Here is a 16,183-nt window from a genome sequence, read left to right as displayed (position 1 = left end):
GCCGCGCAACAGCCTATGCTGTGTTGGATGGCGCCGCCTCCGGCGGCGCGGGGTCGAGGCCCCGTGACGCCGGAAACGCCGCCAATTAGACAGCGCCGACGCAGGCGCAGAACAGCGTGGCCGGTTCGCCCGTGGCCTGGGCGCGGATGTCCTTGTCCGCCGCCGAAATCCACGCGGCCGAGCCGCGGGTCAGCGTGACCTTCGAGTCGCCATCGAGTAAGCGGGCCGAACCGGCTGTGCAGAGCACGATGCCCGGGCCCGCGTCGGTCAGGGGTACCAGGGCGGATCCGGCGGTGAGGTCGAAGCGGCGCAGCGCGAATTCGGGAGCGGGGGTGGGGTAGCGGACGGAGCCGTCGCCGGCGGGCCGGGGGAGGACCAGGGGCAGGTCGATCGGTTCGAAATCCAGCACTTTCAGCAGTTCCGGGACATCGACGTGTTTGGGCGTGAGACCGCCGCGCAGCACGTTGTCGGAGTTGGCCATGATCTCCACGGCCACGCCGTGCAGGTAGGCGTGCAGATTCCCGGCGGCGAGGAACAGTCCTTGACCGGGTTGCAGGGTGATCCGGTTCAGCAGCATCGCGGCCAGCACACCGGCGTCACCGGGATAGGCTTCGGCCAGTTCCAGGGTGGTGCGGGCTTCGGCGGCGAATTCGCGTTCGGAACCGGACAGATACCGCACGCAGCCGTCCAGCACGGTCGGCAGCAGGGTGTCCAATACGGTCGGCGGGAGGGTGATCCAGCTGGTGAACAGAGTTCGCAGGCCGTCGGAATCGGGTTGCGCGGCAAGTAGGCCGGCATACTGGGCGAGTTCGGCGACATCCAGAGCCCGGAACAGGTCCACAGTGCGCAACGGGTCACGGAAACCGGCGAGTGCCTCGAACCTCTCCAGCGCGACCACCAGTTCGGGTTTGTGGCTGTCGTCGCGGTAATTGCGCATCGGGGAATCGAGCGGCACCTGGGTGCGGTTCTCCCGGGCGAAACCGGACCGTGCCTGTTCCGCGCTCGGATGGGCCTGCAGCGACAGCGGTTCCTCGGCGGCCAAAATCTTCAACAGGAACGGCAGCCGGTCACCGAACCGCGTGGCGGCGGCACCGAGTTCCTCGCCCGGATTCTCCGACACCACCTCCAGCAACGACCGGGTGCCGTCGTCGGTGCGCAGGTAGGCGGGGTCGGCGGGATGGGCACCGAACCACAATTCCGCTTCCGGATGCGCCGACGGGACCTGGCGTCCGCAGAGTTCGGCGAGCGCGGTGCGTGAGCCCCAGGCATACGAGCGCAGCGCACCCACGAGTTCGTGCACTAGTAGTGTCCCCCGTCGTAGCTGTCCGGATCGCTCGCCGCGACCGCCCGGCCACCGATGAGCCGCAGATAGGCCGCTGCCATCTCCCAGCGCAGCGCGAGTACCGCCAGACGTTCCAGTTCACCGCCGATCGGTGCGGTTACCGGTTGGGGCTCCGCCGATCCGGCGCGGGCGGGGTCGGCGGGGATCGCTTCGAGCTCCGCGGTGACCAGGTCGGCGTCCACGGTGCCGCCACCCGCCCCACCGAATACCGCGATCCGGCGGCGCGCCGCGACGAGATCGGAGTCGGTACTGCACACGAAGATCCGCTTCTTCTCCACCGGCGGCGGTCCGTCGAGTTGCTCGTCGTGGAACAGCGGATCGTAGTCCGGCGCGGCCGCGGTGGCGGCGTTCACCAGACGGGGTAGCGCCGTCACGGCGACGGTGAGGTCCACCGCGGTCGCGGTGCGGCCCGCCGATTGCAGCAGCACCTCGGCCGCGTGCACCGCCAGCCCGGTGGTGGCTTCGGTGTCACCGGCGAGGATGAGTCCGCGCTGCTGGGTCCGCGCGGCCAGATTCTTGGCGGGATTGTGGAAGACCTCGTGCTGCGGACCGTCGCGCAGGGCCTCGGTGTCGAGCACATCGGCCAGTTCGGCCAGTTCGGGCAGGAAGGTGGCGCTGCGGTGCCCGTCGATGGTTCGCAGCACCGCGATGCCGATGCCGAGGTAGCGCAGCAGCCGGTTCTCGTCGAGTACCGGGATGCGGGGCGCGAGCAGCGCGGCCCGCCCGGCCGCGGCGGCACGCAGCGGACCTTCGTCCGGTGCCGCCACGACCACCTCCGCGCCGCGGCGCAGCGCGCGGTCGACCGCATCGATGAGCCGTGGATCGCCGGCGTCGTCGCCGGCCACCAGCACCACGTCCAGCGGACCGGCCCACGAGGGCACGGTGGTGACCTGGACCAGCGGCAGACCGGTCCGGTCACCGAGCGCCGCGACGAGCAGCGCGGCGGCCCGGGCGGCCCGCCCGGCGCCGGAGACCAGCAGCAGACTTCGCGGGCGCAAACCGTCGAGCCGGGTGAGTGCGCCTTCTGCCACGGCTGCCGCGGTGGCACGCACCTGGGCACCACCGGACGCAGCCGAACGGAGGGCGCCGCCGGTATCGGCGGCTTCGAGCATTGCGGCATCGTCCAGATCGAGTACCGGGGTGTCAGCGATCATCGGGCGTGGCACCTCCCCTCATCGCGCTGTTGTCGGTCTCGGCCGCGACCGCCCGCGTTGTGGACACCGGGTCTGGAACGGGCGAATCCACGGTGTGTATTTCCACTATTCCAGTCAGGCGCGGACGATGCGCAGGATCTCGGTCACGAGTGCGTCTACTTCCTCCTGCGACCTGGCTTCGACGTTGAGTCGTAGCAGCGGTTCGGTATTGGAAGCGCGCAGGTTGAACCAGGCATGGTCCGGTAGTTGCACGGTGACGCCGTCGAGACGGTCCACCGAGACCGCGCGCCCGCCGAACGCGTCGAGCACGGCGCCGGTGCGCGCGGCCGCGTCGTCGACGGTCGAGTTGATCTCGCCGGAGGCGGCGTAGGCGGTGTAGGAGGACATGAGTTCCGAAACGGGCCGCTTGTCCTCGCCCAGGGCCGCGAGTACGTGCAGAGCGGCCAGCATGCCGGAATCGGCGCCCCAGAAGTCCCGGAAATAATAGTGCGCGGAGTGCTCCCCGCCGAAGACGGCGCCGGAACTGGCCATCAATTGTTTGATGAACGAATGACCCACCCGCGACCGCACCGGGTTACCGCCCAGTTCGGTCACCAGCTCCGGTACCGACCGGGAAGTGATCAGATTATGGATGATGGTGGCCCCGGGTTCCTTGGCGAGCTCCCGTTCGGCGACCAGCGCCGTGATGGCCGACGGCGAGACGGGATCGCCCAGTTCGTCGACCACGAAACAGCGGTCGGCGTCGCCGTCGAAGGCCAGGCCGATATCGGCCCCCGAGTCGCGGACCAGCGCCTGCAGATCCACCAGATTCTTCGGATCGAGCGGGTTGGCCTCGTGGTTGGGGAAGCTGCCGTCCAGCTCGAAGTACAGCGGCACGACCGTGACCTGCGGCAGCGCGCCGAGGACGGCGGGGACGGTATGCCCGCCCATCCCGTTTCCGGCGTCCACCGCCACGGTCAGCGGCCGGATACCGCCCAGATCCACCAGGTCGCGCAGGAAGGCGGCGTAATCGTCGAGCAGATCGACCTCGGTGGCGGTACCGGGCTCGCCGTCGTAACCCGGCACTCCTGTCACCAGCTCCTCGGCGATGGCCGCCAGACCGGTGTCCTGACCGACCGGCAGCGCTCGCGGACGGCAGAGCTTGATGCCGTTGTAGCGGGCCGGATTGTGGCTGGCGGTGAACATGGCGCCCGGGCAGTCGAGCCGGCCGGAGGCGAAGTACAGCTCATCGGTGGACGCGAGCCCGATATGGACCACATCCAGCCCCTGCGCGAGCACGCCCTCGGCGAAAGCCGCCACCAGCTCGGGGGACGAGGCGCGCATATCGTGCCCGACGACGATGCGCCGTGCCTGCTCACCTCGCATCAACCGGGCGAACGCGGCACCGGTGTCCCGGACGAAATCGGCGTCGAGCTGGTCGGAGACCACACCGCGAATGTCGTAGGCCTTGATCACCGCATTCACGGACTCGGCAGGGCGGGCGACTGTCATGGCGACTACCCTACTTTTCGGCGCCGACTTCGTCGGCCTCGACCCCGCGGCGCCGGAGGCGCCGCAAATAAGCACAGTTCAGCTGGGCGGATCGGGGAGTACCCGGAGGTGGCCGCGGCGACCGGTGCGGGTGGGCCGGGCCGGCGGGTTGTGGTCGCGGTAGCCGCGCTGATCGGGTTCCGGTGGGCGGCGGCGTAGCCCGGCCTCGCGGACGGCCTCGGCGAGCGCGGTCAGATCGTCGTCGTCGGGGCTGGTGGAGAAGCCGCCTTCGTGCCGGACCATATCCCAGCCCTTGGGGGCGGTGATCCGGGAGGCGTGGGTTCCGCAGAGGTCCCAGGAATGAGGTTCGGCCACCGTCGCCAGCGGGCCCACCACCGCGGTCGAGTCCGAGTAGACATAGGTGAGCGTCGCGACGGCCGGATTCTTGCAGCCGGGTCGGCAGCAACGACGCATGGAGATCACGCCGATGAGCGTAACCCGCCGCACCGACGCGAGTGGGGTAGACACGCTCATGGATCTGCTCGCATACGGCGCGTCGCAGTGTGATTCGTGTCTATTGGCGGCGCCTCCGGCGCCGCGGGACGGGCCTCGACCCTTTGTGGGCCTCGCTGAACTCGGCACCGAAAGGGCGCCCCTTATTCCGGTTCCGGGTCTATGACGTCGGGGTCGACACCGAGGTAGGTTGCTATCTGCTGGACCAGGACTTCGCGGAGGAGTTCGACCAGATCGTCCGGATCGCCGGCGCGGAGTTCGAGAGGTTTGCGGAACAGCACGACCCGGGCGCGGATCGGGGTGCCGTGCCGGTCGACGCCGGCGGGGATGAGCCGCGACAGCGGGACCGGGCCGTCGGCGACGACCTCGTCCGGCCAGGTCACCGAATCCGGGTGCAGCGGGCGAATTTTGGGCACGTCGTCGACGGCGATATCGAGTTTGGTGAGCCGATCGTGCCAGCGGGTGTCCAGGGGTGCGAAGGCTTCCAGCACCAGCCGGTCGAATTTCTGGCCCCGGGTGCGCCAGGCCGGGACGGTCGGCGGCAGCATCGGTCCGCGGACACCGCGGCCGCGACGGCTGACCGACCGGGCGGTCGGGGGTCTGCGGTTGCGGGATCGTGCCATGACCGTCAACGTTAGTCAGTGATCGCCGATCGCGACGGCCCGCCCCGGCCACATGCTCCGGGGCGCACCGACGCGAGCGGTGTCGTCAGCCGATACCGCGCTTGAGGCGCCGGCGCTCCCGCTCCGACAGGCCGCCCCAGATTCCGAAGCGCTCATCGTGCGCGAGCGCGTATTCCAGGCATTCGTCACGGACCTCGCATCCCAGGCAGATGCGTTTGGCCTCGCGGGTGGAGCCGCCCTTCTCCGGGAAGAAGGCCTCCGGGTCTGTCTCCGCGCAGAGTGCGCGTTCTTGCCACTGTTCTTCGATGGAGCCGAACATCTCGTCGAAACCGGTCACGATCAGGCTGAGCCGGGGTGTCGATTCACGCTCACTCCGATCAGGGCCGGACCAGCCGTTGTCAACAGCGACGCCTCGTGCTGCGCCTGCTGTGGAATCGGTTCGCGATACACCCACCGGAATGCCGGCCGGGGCCAGATCATCGGCCATCGCTCCGCCTCCTCACTGTGTGTTAGCGCAGAAAGAATTCATTTCCGTCGATCAACGCGCATACCGACGGCCAAACTCCGCGACGTTGTCTCGCGGACTTCCCCGAGCCTGCCATTCCAATTCGAACATCCGTTCGAGTTTCCGTACGCGCCTTGCACTTCCCGCGCGACCCGGAATGACATGTCTGTGATTAGACACGCCGCCTGTAGTGATGGTCAAGCCACCGTCACTATTCCGTTACTATCCCGCGCGGCATTCCGAGTCGATCTTGTGATCCGAATAGCAAATGAGCGGCAAATATAGCGGAAGGCGCACCATTTTCCGCGCGGCATAGTGTGTACAGATGTGACTTCACAACAAGCGGACAGCGCACCCGCCAATGGTCCCCGTATCGTCGTCTTGGTCGGCGGAGTCGGTGGCGCGCGGTTCCTGCTGGGCGTCCGGGAGCTACTGCCCGAGGCGGAGGTTTCCGCCATCGTCAATGTGGGCGACGATGTCTGGATGCACGGGCTCAGAATCTGTCCCGACCTCGATACCTGCATGTATACGCTCGGTGGCGGAATCGACCCGGAGCGCGGCTGGGGCCGGCTGGGGGAAACGTGGCACGCCAAGGAGGAGCTCGCGAAATATCATGCCCAGCCCGACTGGTTCGGACTGGGGGACCGAGATATCGCGACGCACCTGGTTCGGACCGAAATGCTGCGCGCCGGGTATCCGCTCTCGGCGGTTACCGAAGCCCTCTGCAATCGATGGCAACCGGGTGTGAAACTCCTCCCGGCAACCGATGATCGCTGTGAAACGCATGTTGTTATCAGCGACCCGGAGAGCCCTGGCGAACGCCGCGCGATCCATTTCCAGGAGTGGTGGGTTCGCCACCGCGCCGCCGTCGAAACCCACGGATTCGCCACAATCGGGGCGGATGACGCCAAACCGGCACCGAATGTGACCGAACTCATAGCCGATGCGGATGTAGTATTACTCGCTCCCTCGAACCCGGTGGTGAGCGTCGGATCGATCCTCGCGGTGCCCGGAATTCGGGGCGCGCTGCGCACCACGAAGGCCCCGGTGATCGGGGTATCGCCGGTGATCGACGGCAAACCGTTGCGCGGGATGGCCGACGAGTGCCTGTCGGTGATCGGGGTGGAGACGACGGCGGAGGCGGTCGGGCGCCACTACGGATCCCGTTCGGCCACCGGCATTCTCGACGGCTGGCTGATCCATACGACCGATACCGCCGAGGTCCCGGATGTCCAGGTGCGCAGCGTTCCCCTTTTGATGACCGACCCGCCCACCACCGCCGAAATGGTGCGTGAGGCCCTCGATTTGGCAGGAGTGAAGCCGTGACCAGCGCAAACCCGTTGGCCGAGACAGTGGCTGCGGACCATGCCGCCGCGCAATTACAGATTTTGCCGATCACCGGACTGCCGGAATTCCGGCCCGGTGACGATCTGGCCGAACATATCGCCGCCCGGGCGCCGTGGCTGACCGACGGTGATGTCCTCGTGGTCACCAGCAAGATCGTCGCCAAGGCCGAGGGCCGGATCGTGCCGGCCCCGACCGATCCGGAGGAGCGCGACGCCGCGCGGCGGCGGCTGGTCGAGCAGGAGGCGGTGCGGGTGGTGGCGCGCCGCGGCCGGACGCTGATCACCGAGAACCGTCTCGGCATCGTGCAGGCCGCGTCCGGCGTGGACGGATCCAATGTGGAGCACGGTGAATTGGTGCTGCTGCCCGCCGATCCCGACGGCAGCGCGAAAGGATTGCGTTCGGCGCTGGGCGCACGGCTCGGCGTGGATATCGCGGTGGTCGTCACCGACACCATGGGCCGCGCCTGGCGTAACGGGCAGACCGATGTCGCGATCGGTTCGGCGGGACTGCCGGTGCTGCACGACTACGCGGGGGCCGTCGACGGACAGGGCAACGAACTTCAGGTCACCCAGGTGGCGATCGCGGACGAACTGGCCGCCGCCGCGGACCTGGTGAAGGGCAAACTGGGCGGGGTCCCGATCGCGGTGGTGCGCGGCCTGCCCGTCACCGACAACGGTTCCAGCGCAGCCGATCTGGTGCGTTCGGGTACCGACGACCTGTTCTGGCTCGGCACCGCCGAGGCGATCGCGCGCGGCCGCGGGGAGGCGGTGCTGATGCGCCGCTCGGTCCGCAGTTTCGCGCCCGACCCCGTCGACCCCGGGCAGATCCGCGCCGCGGTCGCGGTGGCGCTCACCGCGCCCGCTCCGCACCACACCCACCCGGTGCGTTTCGTCTGGGTGCGCGACCGGGACCGGCGGCAACAGTTGCTCGAAGCGATGGCCGGCAAGTGGCGGGCCGACCTCACGGCGGACGGCCTGGATCCCGAGCGGATCGAACGGCGGGTGAACCGCGGCCGCATCCTGTTCGATGCCCCCGAGGTGATCATCCCGTTCTGCGTTCCCGACGGCGCCCACGACTATCCGGACGGTCGCCGCCGCGACGCCGAACGGACCATGTTCACCGTCGCGGTCGGGGCCGCGGTCCAGGGACTGCTGGTCGCGCTGGCGACCGAGGGGCTGGGCAGCTGCTGGATCGGATCGACCATCTTCGCCCCGGAGACGACCCGGGAAGTGCTCGGCCTGGACGAGGAATGGATTCCGCTGGGGGCCATCGCGATCGGGCACCCGGTCGAGGAACTCCTGCCGCGTCCCCCGCGCGACCCGGCCGCGGGTCTGGTGGAACTGTGACCGCCGAATCGCTGCACGCGTCGGCGACCGGACTACTGACCGCGTGGCAGCCGGATTCGGGCGCCGACGCCTCGCTGCGGGAGGCGATACTGGCCTTCCTCGGCTCGGCGCCGCGCGGGTGCCTGCGTGAGCACGCACCTGGACATATCACCGCCTCGGCCGTGGTGTTCTCCGACGACGGCCGCGACGTACTGCTGACCCTGCATCCGCGGGTCGGGCGCTGGATCCAGCTGGGCGGGCACTGCGAGCCCGGTGACGACACCGTGGCCGCCGCCGCGCTGCGCGAGGCCACCGAGGAATCGGGGATACCCGGGCTCCGGCTGGAGCCCGACCTCTACGGTGCCCAGGCGCATCCGATCACCTGTTCGCTCGGTGCCCCGACCCGGCATCTGGATCTGCTGTTCCGGATCACCGCACCCCCGGGAGCTGTCCCGGTGCGCAGCGCGGAGTCCGCCGACCTGCGGTGGTGGCCCATCGACGGACTGCCCGCGGATGCCGATGTGCTGATCCGCTGAGGTCGTCGCTGCTCGGCCGGTCACGGCCGAGCAGCGATTTCGCTCGCGGACGGCCTCGGGGGCCGGGTCGCTACATCACGTATGTGTGAACCCGAATCCCTTCTTTACCGAACTCATAAACGTCTCCGCTTCGAGCCTTCTTCGCGCTTACCGTGTCAGGAGTGAGTGTGGTGCGCCCCGTGCGCCCGGCGTGAGGAAGTCGGACAGCAGGCCGAGCCTGCCATGCCCCTATCAGAAGTGAGACGGAGATGTCTGCCGAGCCCTTCGAATCCACTCCACCCGAATCCTGGCGCGACCCCAAGCGCTACCTGTGGCTGTGGGGTCTGCTGGCGCCCACCGGGCTGTTCGTCATCGGCGTCCCGGCCGTCTGGGCCATGGCGGCCGTGGGCCGTCCCGGTCTGATCCATATCATCTTCTGGCTCGGGCCCATCCTGCTCTATCTGATCATCCCGATAGCCGATCGAATGGTCGGGACGGACGGATCCAACCCACCCGATGCGATCGTGGCCGCGCTGGAGCGGGACAGGTACTACCGCTATCTCACCTACCTGTATCTGCCGTGCCAGTACGCGACCCTGCTCGCGGGTGCCTACCTGATCACCGCCGACGGTCGGTATCTGCCGGTGGAGGGCGGACTGCACCTGGTCGACAAGATCGGCCTGGCCGTCACGATGGGGGTGATCGGCGGCATCGGCATCAATACCGCGCACGAGCTCGGGCACAAGAAAGTGGGTCTGGAGCGGCGGCTGTCCAGGATCGCGCTCGCGCAGAGCGCGTACGGCCATTTCTACATCGAACACAATCGTGGACATCATGTGCGGGTAGCGACCCCCGAGGACCCGGCCAGCGCCCGGTTCGGCGAGAGTTTCTGGGCGTTCCTCCCCCGGTCGGTCCGGGGCGGCCTGCGCTCGGCGTGGTCGCTCGAACGCACCCGGTTGCAACGGCTCGGGTTCGGGCCGTGGAACCTGCGCAACGACGTGTTGACGGCCTGGCTGCTGACCGTGGTGCTGTTCACCGCGCTCGTTCTCGTGTTCGGGCTCGAGCTGCTGCCGTATCTACTCCTGCAGGCAGTGGTGGGATTCGGCTTGCTGGAGGCGGTGAACTACACGGAGCACTACGGGCTGGCGCGGCAGCGTACTTCTTCCGGGCGTTATGAGCGCCCCACCCCCGCACACAGCTGGAACAGCGATTATCTGGTCACCAATATCTTCCTGTACCACCTGCAGCGGCACAGTGATCACCACGCGTTCCCGACCCGGCGATACCAGGCGCTGCGCACCTGGCAGCAGGCCCCGGCGCTACCCGCCGGGTACGCGGGAATGATCACACTCGCCTACGTGCCACCGCTGTGGCGGCGCGTGATGGACAAACGGGTTCTCGCGCACTACGGCGGCGATATCACCCGCGCGAATATCCATCCTCCGGTGCGGGACCGGGTTCTCGCGCGCTACGGCACGAGCGCGATGGAGGCGCCGGAATGAGCGAATACCGCTGCCCGGTGTGCGACTACGTCTACGATGAGCGCGCGGGCGCCCCGCGTGAGGGTTTCCCGCCGGGTACGCCCTGGTCGGAGGTGCCCGACGACTGGTGCTGCCCGGACTGCGCGGTCCGGGAGAAGATCGATTTCGAGCCGTTGCCCACCGGGCCCCGCGGCCGGTGGTAGCCCGATCGACCGAAAGGCCGGTGTGCTCCATGACCGATTACAAGCTGTATCAGTGCGCTCAATGCGGCTTCGAATACGACGAGGCCCTCGGATGGCCGGAGGACGGGATCGCGGCCGGTACCCGCTGGGACGATATTCCCGAGGATTGGACGTGTCCGGACTGCGGTGCCGCGAAGTCGGATTTCTTCATGATCGAAATCGAGCGAACTTGAAACTTTGACTCACATGGTGAGTTCGTGCCAGTGTCGCTGATATGCCGAGCACCGGAGCCCGGAACATCGCCCAGGGGTCTGCGCGTGAGCTGCTGCGCACCACCATCCTCGACGCGATGCGAGACCTGCTGGTGCAGCGTGACTGGTCCAAGATCACGCTCACCGATGTGGCGGCCGGCGCCGGGGTGAGCCGGCAGACCCTCTACAACGAATTCGGCTCGCGCGGTGGGCTCGCCGAGGCCTACGCCGTCCGGCTCGCCGATCACCTCGTGGACCATGTGGAGACGGCGCTGGCCGCCAATGTGGGCGACGCCCAGGCGTCGATCCGGGACGGTTTGGCGAGTTATTTCCACGATTCGGCCCAGGACCCGCTCGTGCAGTCGCTGCTGCTGGGTGAGGTGAAACTCGATCTGCTCCGGCTCATCACCCTCGACGCCGGGACGTTGATCGCCCATGCCACCGAGCGGCTGTCGACGGTGATGCAGCGCAGCTGGATCGCGCTGACGCAGGCACAGGCCCGTACCTTCGCGCACGCGCTGGTGCGGCTGGCGATCAGCTATATCCCCACCCCGCCGCCGCCCGGTCACGATGCGCCGGCCGAGCTCGGGCGAGTCTTCAGTCCCTACGTCGCCGCCGTGCTCGCCGAGCGCGGATTGCGATGAATGCGCTACCTCGACTGAAACGATCCCTGCACGCGTACTGTCGGCTGCTACCTCGATAGCGGAAGGTATGCGGGACCCGCCGGATGCGGGGCTGTCCGGGTGCCGGTACGGTACCCGCTGTGTAACAGCGCCCACGTTCGGAGCGAACAAGGACGCATCAGTGGCGCGGGTTCTGTCAATATGTAGGCCGCTGTCGGTACGGGTTCTCAATAGCGGGGCAAAAAGTGCAATTGGTTGGTAAGTCGGCTGGATCGGCCGATCCCAAACGCCATCTGTGGATTCTCGGACTGATCGCTCCGGCCTGTGCGCTGCTGCCGTCGCAGCTGGTGCTGCACACCGGTCTCGAGGTGTTCTGGTGGCTCGGGCCGATCGTGGTACTGGTGATCATTCCGTTGCTCGATGTGCTCGTCGGCGACGACGGCACCAACCCGCGCGACGAGGATTACGAAACTCTTTCCAACGATCGCTTCTACCGGTGGTGCACCTATCTCTTCCTGCCTTTCCAGTTGATCGGCCTCACCCTGGCCGGCTATCTGTGGGCCGGTTCCGAGCTGAGCGTCCTCGACAAGATCGGTCTCGCCACCACCCTGGGACTGGTCTCGGGGATCGGTATCAACGCCGCCCACGAACTCGGGCACCGGGTGGAACACCTGGAACGCTGGCTGGCCAAGGTCGCCCTGGCGCAATCCGGATACGGGCATTTCTTCGTCGAACACAACCGTGGCCACCATGCCCGGGTCGCGACCCCCGAGGATCCGGCCAGTGCCCGGCTCGGCGAGAGCCTGTGGACCTTCCTGCCGCGCAGTGTGGTCGGTGGATTCCGCTCCGCGATCACCCTCGAGCGGGAACGGTTGCAGCGGGCCGGCCGCGGCTGGTGGAGCCCGCGCAACCACATCCTGCAGGCCTGGTCGATGACCGTGGCGCTTTTCGGCGCCCTGATGCTGGTCTTCGGCTGGGAGATCCTGCCCTACCTGCTCTTGCAGGCGGCGCTCGGCGCCGGACTGCTGGAAACCGTGAACTACATCGAGCACTACGGGCTGCTCCGGGAACGCCGGCCCAACGGCCGCTACCGCCGGTGCACCCCGCGTGACAGCTGGAACAGTGACCGGCTGGTCACCAATATCTTCCTGTTCCACCTCCAGCGACACAGCGACCATCACGCCAACCCGGGGCGCCGGTACCAGACCCTGCGCAGTTCGGACGAGGCCCCGCAACTGCCCGCCGGTTACGCGGCGATGGTGGTGCTGGCCGTCGTACCGCCGGTGTGGCGGCGAGTGATGGACAAACGGGTCCTCGCCCACTACGACGGCGATATCACCCGCGCCAATCTGTCTCCCGGTCGGCGGCGCCGGCTCCCGGCGGTGGCCCAGGGGCCTGTCGCGGCCTGATCACCGGACCCGCCGAGAGCGTTACCGATCGGCTATCGCGCCGACCGGCACACCCGCACCACAGTGCGGGCCAACCGACTAGCCTTGCGGTCGAGACCGTGTTTATCGGGCATGAGCGAGGGCCCTGCGTGGTGACGCTCCGCTACCGCCTCCGGGCCTGACTCGCTCATGCCCTAACCGAGAGAAGGCTGATCCACGCTGATGACGACCTCCGAACTGCCTCGAACCTCGCTGAGCACCGATACCCGCAACGGTGTCGAATACAAGGTCGCGGATCTGGCGCTGGCCGATTTCGGCCGCAAGGAGATCCGGCTGGCCGAGCACGAGATGCCCGGATTGATGGCCCTGCGCCGCGAGTACGCCGATGTCGCCCCACTGAAGGGCGCTCGGATCTCCGGTTCGCTGCATATGACGGTGCAGACGGCTGTGCTGATCGAGACCCTCACCGCGCTGGGCGCGCAGGTGCGGTGGGCCTCCTGCAATATCTTCTCCACCCAGGACCACGCGGCCGCGGCCGTGGTGGTGGGCCCGCACGGCACGGTCGACGCGCCGCAGGGCATTCCCGTTTTCGCCTGGAAGGGCGAAACGCTGGAAGAGTACTGGTGGGCGGCCGAGCAGATGCTCACCTGGCCTGGTGAGCCGGCCAATATGATCCTCGACGACGGCGGCGATGCCACCATGCTCGTTCTGCGCGGGGCCCAGTTCGAGAAGGCGGGTGTGGTTCCGCCGGCGGACGAAGAGCATTCCGCCGAGTACACCGTTTTCCTGAATCTGCTGCGTGAGCGCCTCGAAAGCGACAAGGGCAAGTGGGGCGCGATCGCCGAGAGCGTCAAGGGCGTCACCGAGGAGACCACCACGGGCGTCCTGCGGCTCTACCAGTTCGCCGCCGCCGGCGAGCTGACCTTCCCCGCGATCAACGTCAACGATTCGGTCACCAAGTCGAAGTTCGACAACAAGTACGGCACCCGGCATTCGCTGATCGACGGCATCAACCGCGGCACCGATGTCCTCATCGGCGGTAAGAAGGTGCTGATCTGCGGGTACGGCGATGTGGGCAAGGGCTGCGCGGAATCGCTGGCCGGCCAGGGAGCCCGCGTCCAGGTCACCGAGATCGACCCGATCAATGCCCTGCAGGCGCTGATGGACGGCTTCGACGTGGTCACCGTGGAACAGGCCATCGCCGACGCCGATATCGTCGTCACCTCCACCGGCAACAAGGACATCATCACCCTCGACCATATGAAGGCGATGAAGGACCAGGCCATTCTCGGCAATATCGGCCATTTCGACAACGAAATCGATATGGCGGGCCTGGAGCGTTCCGGCGCGACGAAGTTGAATATCAAACCTCAGGTCGATCTGTGGACGTTCGGTGATTCCGGTAAGTCCATCATCGTGCTGTCGGAGGGGCGTCTGCTCAACCTCGGCAACGCCACCGGCCACCCCTCGTTCGTGATGAGCAACAGCTTCTCCAACCAGGTGATCGCGCAGATCGAACTGTGGACCAAGCCGGAGGAGTACGACAACGAGGTCTACCGCCTGCCCAAGGTGCTCGACGAAAAGGTCGCCCGCATCCACGTGGAGGCGCTCGGCGGCACCCTGACCAAGCTCACCAAGGATCAGGCCGAGTACATCAATGTCGATGTCGAGGGTCCGTTCAAACCCGAGCACTACCGGTACTGATCCCGGTTGTCCGCAGGAGGCCGCCGGTGCCGTGAGGTGTCGGCGGCCCCTGCGGGACGACTACGGCCGCACACGGCGAGTCGCCTGCGCATAGGCGCGTAGGCCCGGCCGTCGCAGGCGAGTGCGGTTTCGGTCCACCTGTCCGGCCGTTTCGAGGACGGATGAGTCGTCAGGGGTAGTCCGTTCCGGCCGAGCAGGGCCCGGCCGGAACCTGTGCGGTGGTCGGTGCCGGCGTGATCCTCGCCTCCGCCCGGGCAGTGCATCCGCGGAGAACCGGCGCGAGGATCCCGCGTACGACCGGGGTATCCTGCCTGGATATGGGAGTGTTGATAGCCATCGAGGGGCTCGATGGCGCGGGTAAGCGGACGCTGATCGCCGGGCTGGCGGCCGCGCTCGACCGTCGCGGGCTCCGCGTCGCGACCCTCGCCTTCCCGCGTTACGGCCGGTCGGTACACGCGGACCTGGCCGCCGAGGCATTGCGCGGTGCCCACGGTGATCTGGCGGCGTCGGTGAACGCCATGGCCGTCCTGTTCGCGCTCGACCGGGCCGGGGCCGCCGACGAACTGGCGAAATTGCTCGTCGACAACGATATCGTCGTGCTGGACCGATACGTGGCCTCCAATGCCGCCTACAACGCGGCCCGGCTGGGCCAGTCCGCCGACGGGGAAATCGTGCGGTGGGTGGGGGAATTGGAATTCGGGCGGTTCGAACTCCCGGTACCGCGGGTGCAGGTGCTGCTCGATGTTCCGGTCGATGTCGCGGCCGCACGCGCGCGCCGTCGCGGTGAACTCGATGCGGCGCGCGACCTGGACGCCTACGAACGCGACGGCGGATTACAGGAACGTACCGCAGAGGTGTACCGTGATCTTGCTCGGCGTGATTGGTATGGAACCTGGTGGGTTTTCCGATCCACCGAAGAAGACGGTTCCGGCCGGCTCGCCGGGGAAATGAACTCATTGGCCGCGCGGCTCGCCGCATTGGCCGCGAATTAGTGTTGGATATCCGGCGGGAACGCGCCACTGTGTGGCGTGGCGGCCCGTTACGAGCGCGGGAGATGACAACATAGTAACTATGAAGCCGAAGATTCTGGTCGTCGACGACGATATGGCGCTCGCGGAGATGCTCACCATCGTCCTGCGGGGCGAGGGTTTCGATCCGCACGTGGTCGGCGACGGCACCCAGGCGCTGTCGGCGGTTCGTGAGATCCGGCCCGATCTGGTGCTGCTCGATCTCATGCTGCCGGGGATGAACGGCATCGATGTGTGCCGGGTGCTGCGCGCCGACTCGGGTGTGCCGATTGTGATGCTCACCGCCAAGACGGACACCGTCGATGTGGTGCTCGGCCTCGAATCCGGAGCCGACGACTACATCGTCAAGCCGTTCAAACCGAAGGAACTGGTGGCCCGGGTCCGGGCCCGGCTGCGTCGCACCGAGGAAGAACCGGCCGAACTGCTGAACATCGCCGATATCGTGATCGATGTTCCGGCACACAAGGTCACCCGCGAGGGCGGGCAGATCTCGCTCACGCCGCTGGAGTTCGATCTGCTGGTGGCTCTGGCCCGCAAACCCCGCCAGGTGTTCACCCGGGAGGTACTGCTGGAACAGGTCTGGGGTTACCGGCACGCCGCCGATACCCGCCTGGTGAACGTCCATGTGCAGCGACTACGAGCGAAGGTCGAGAAGGATCCGGAGAATCCCGAGATCGTGCTGACCGTCCGCGGTGTGGGGTACAAGGCCGGTCCGCCGTGATCCGGCTCGCG

At 67.5% G+C, this 16,183-nt stretch carries 17 protein-coding genes; 11 read left to right on the top strand and 6 right to left on the bottom strand.

The window, feature by feature from the left end:
* Positions 1-85: 85 nt before the first annotated feature.
* From manA to IG75_RS39300, 6 genes are all read right to left on the bottom strand, one after another.
* Positions 86-1,300, bottom strand: a complete 1,215-nt coding sequence (gene manA / locus IG75_RS0124005) for a mannose-6-phosphate isomerase, class I (RefSeq protein ID WP_030523338.1) — start codon at positions 1,298-1,300, stop codon at positions 86-88.
* The gene (locus IG75_RS0124000; protein WP_030523339.1) at positions 1,300-2,496 is read right to left on the bottom strand and encodes a hypothetical protein; all 1,197 of its coding nucleotides are present in this window, start codon (positions 2,494-2,496) and stop codon (positions 1,300-1,302) included. The genes manA and IG75_RS0124000 overlap by 1 nt, the downstream gene beginning before the upstream one ends.
* A 114-nt stretch (positions 2,497-2,610) precedes the next feature.
* Positions 2,611-3,987, bottom strand: coding sequence for a phosphomannomutase/phosphoglucomutase (locus IG75_RS0123995; protein WP_030523340.1), 1,377 nt, complete (start codon positions 3,985-3,987; stop codon positions 2,611-2,613).
* Positions 3,988-4,065: 78 nt separating this feature from the next.
* Positions 4,066-4,440 carry a DUF3499 domain-containing protein gene (locus IG75_RS0123990; RefSeq protein WP_081877062.1) on the bottom strand — a complete coding sequence of 125 codons (375 nt, stop codon included), beginning with the start codon at positions 4,438-4,440 and terminating at the stop codon, positions 4,066-4,068.
* Between the two features lie 182 nt (positions 4,441-4,622).
* Positions 4,623-5,102, bottom strand: coding sequence for a metallopeptidase family protein (locus IG75_RS0123985; RefSeq protein ID WP_168165638.1), 480 nt, complete (start codon positions 5,100-5,102; stop codon positions 4,623-4,625).
* 85 nt (positions 5,103-5,187) lie between these two features.
* The gene (locus IG75_RS39300) at positions 5,188-5,421 is read right to left on the bottom strand and encodes a WhiB family transcriptional regulator (RefSeq protein WP_030523343.1); all 234 of its coding nucleotides are present in this window, start codon (positions 5,419-5,421) and stop codon (positions 5,188-5,190) included.
* A gap of 513 nt (positions 5,422-5,934) precedes the next feature.
* Here IG75_RS39300 and cofD point away from each other — a divergent pair.
* The 11 genes from cofD to mtrA all read left to right on the top strand — a co-directional run bounded on the left by cofD (position 5,935) and on the right by mtrA (position 16,172).
* Complete coding sequence (gene cofD, locus IG75_RS0123975; protein WP_051714862.1) at positions 5,935-6,933, top strand: 2-phospho-L-lactate transferase; 999 nt, start codon at positions 5,935-5,937, stop codon at positions 6,931-6,933.
* The gene (locus tag IG75_RS0123970) at positions 6,930-8,300 is read left to right on the top strand and encodes a coenzyme F420-0:L-glutamate ligase (RefSeq protein ID WP_051714861.1); all 1,371 of its coding nucleotides are present in this window, start codon (positions 6,930-6,932) and stop codon (positions 8,298-8,300) included. Before cofD ends, IG75_RS0123970 begins: the two co-directional genes overlap by 4 nt.
* On the top strand, positions 8,297-8,815 hold the full coding sequence (locus tag IG75_RS0123965) for an NUDIX hydrolase (protein ID WP_030523346.1): 519 nt from the start codon (positions 8,297-8,299) through the stop codon (positions 8,813-8,815). The genes IG75_RS0123970 and IG75_RS0123965 overlap by 4 nt, the downstream gene beginning before the upstream one ends.
* 248 nt (positions 8,816-9,063) lie before the next feature.
* Positions 9,064-10,296, top strand: a complete 1,233-nt coding sequence (locus IG75_RS0123960; protein ID WP_030523347.1) for an alkane 1-monooxygenase — start codon at positions 9,064-9,066, stop codon at positions 10,294-10,296.
* A complete protein-coding gene (locus tag IG75_RS0123955; RefSeq protein ID WP_030523348.1) occupies positions 10,293-10,478 on the top strand; it encodes a rubredoxin in 186 nt (61 codons plus the stop codon). Before IG75_RS0123960 ends, IG75_RS0123955 begins: the two co-directional genes overlap by 4 nt.
* Before the next feature lie 29 nt (positions 10,479-10,507).
* On the top strand, positions 10,508-10,690 hold the full coding sequence (locus IG75_RS0123950) for a rubredoxin (protein WP_030523349.1): 183 nt from the start codon (positions 10,508-10,510) through the stop codon (positions 10,688-10,690).
* Between the two features lie 41 nt (positions 10,691-10,731).
* Positions 10,732-11,352, top strand: coding sequence for a TetR/AcrR family transcriptional regulator (locus IG75_RS0123945; protein ID WP_030523350.1), 621 nt, complete (start codon positions 10,732-10,734; stop codon positions 11,350-11,352).
* A 230-nt stretch (positions 11,353-11,582) separates the two neighbouring features.
* Positions 11,583-12,740 carry an alkane 1-monooxygenase gene (locus IG75_RS0123940; protein ID WP_245713263.1) on the top strand — a complete coding sequence of 386 codons (1,158 nt, stop codon included), beginning with the start codon at positions 11,583-11,585 and terminating at the stop codon, positions 12,738-12,740.
* Positions 12,741-12,941: 201 nt separating this feature from the next.
* Positions 12,942-14,423, top strand: a complete 1,482-nt coding sequence (gene ahcY / locus IG75_RS0123935) for an adenosylhomocysteinase (protein ID WP_030523352.1) — start codon at positions 12,942-12,944, stop codon at positions 14,421-14,423.
* A gap of 317 nt (positions 14,424-14,740) precedes the next feature.
* A complete protein-coding gene (locus tag IG75_RS0123930) occupies positions 14,741-15,415 on the top strand; it encodes a dTMP kinase (protein ID WP_030523353.1) in 675 nt (224 codons plus the stop codon).
* A 79-nt stretch (positions 15,416-15,494) separates the two neighbouring features.
* Complete coding sequence (gene mtrA / locus IG75_RS0123925) at positions 15,495-16,172, top strand: MtrAB system response regulator MtrA (RefSeq protein ID WP_036514973.1); 678 nt, start codon at positions 15,495-15,497, stop codon at positions 16,170-16,172.
* Positions 16,173-16,183: the final 11 nt, after the last annotated feature.

Origin of the sequence: Nocardia rhamnosiphila NBRC 108938, from assembly GCF_000720425.1 — a bacterium.
GTDB lineage: Bacteria > Actinomycetota > Actinomycetes > Mycobacteriales > Mycobacteriaceae > Nocardia > Nocardia rhamnosiphila.
Note: the sequence above shows the minus strand (reverse complement) of the source record. Positions and strands in the feature narration are given on the sequence as shown.

Coding starts and splice junctions, on each gene's coding strand:
- IG75_RS0124000 (WP_030523339.1), bottom strand. CDS start 2,496: ATGATCGCTGACACCCCGGTACTCGATCTGGACGATGCCGCAATGCTC.
- IG75_RS0123995 (WP_030523340.1), bottom strand. CDS start 3,987: ATGACAGTCGCCCGCCCTGCCGAGTCCGTGAATGCGGTGATCAAGGCC.
- IG75_RS0123990 (WP_081877062.1), bottom strand. CDS start 4,440: ATGCGTCGTTGCTGCCGACCCGGCTGCAAGAATCCGGCCGTCGCGACG.
- IG75_RS0123985 (WP_168165638.1), bottom strand. CDS start 5,102: ATGGCACGATCCCGCAACCGCAGACCCCCGACCGCCCGGTCGGTCAGC.
- IG75_RS39300 (WP_030523343.1), bottom strand. CDS start 5,421: ATGTTCGGCTCCATCGAAGAACAGTGGCAAGAACGCGCACTCTGCGCG.
- IG75_RS0123960 (WP_030523347.1), top strand. CDS start 9,064: ATGTCTGCCGAGCCCTTCGAATCCACTCCACCCGAATCCTGGCGCGAC.
- IG75_RS0123955 (WP_030523348.1), top strand. CDS start 10,293: ATGAGCGAATACCGCTGCCCGGTGTGCGACTACGTCTACGATGAGCGC.
- IG75_RS0123950 (WP_030523349.1), top strand. CDS start 10,508: ATGACCGATTACAAGCTGTATCAGTGCGCTCAATGCGGCTTCGAATAC.
- IG75_RS0123945 (WP_030523350.1), top strand. CDS start 10,732: ATGCCGAGCACCGGAGCCCGGAACATCGCCCAGGGGTCTGCGCGTGAG.
- ahcY (WP_030523352.1), top strand. CDS start 12,942: ATGACGACCTCCGAACTGCCTCGAACCTCGCTGAGCACCGATACCCGC.
- IG75_RS0123930 (WP_030523353.1), top strand. CDS start 14,741: ATGGGAGTGTTGATAGCCATCGAGGGGCTCGATGGCGCGGGTAAGCGG.
- mtrA (WP_036514973.1), top strand. CDS start 15,495: ATGAAGCCGAAGATTCTGGTCGTCGACGACGATATGGCGCTCGCGGAG.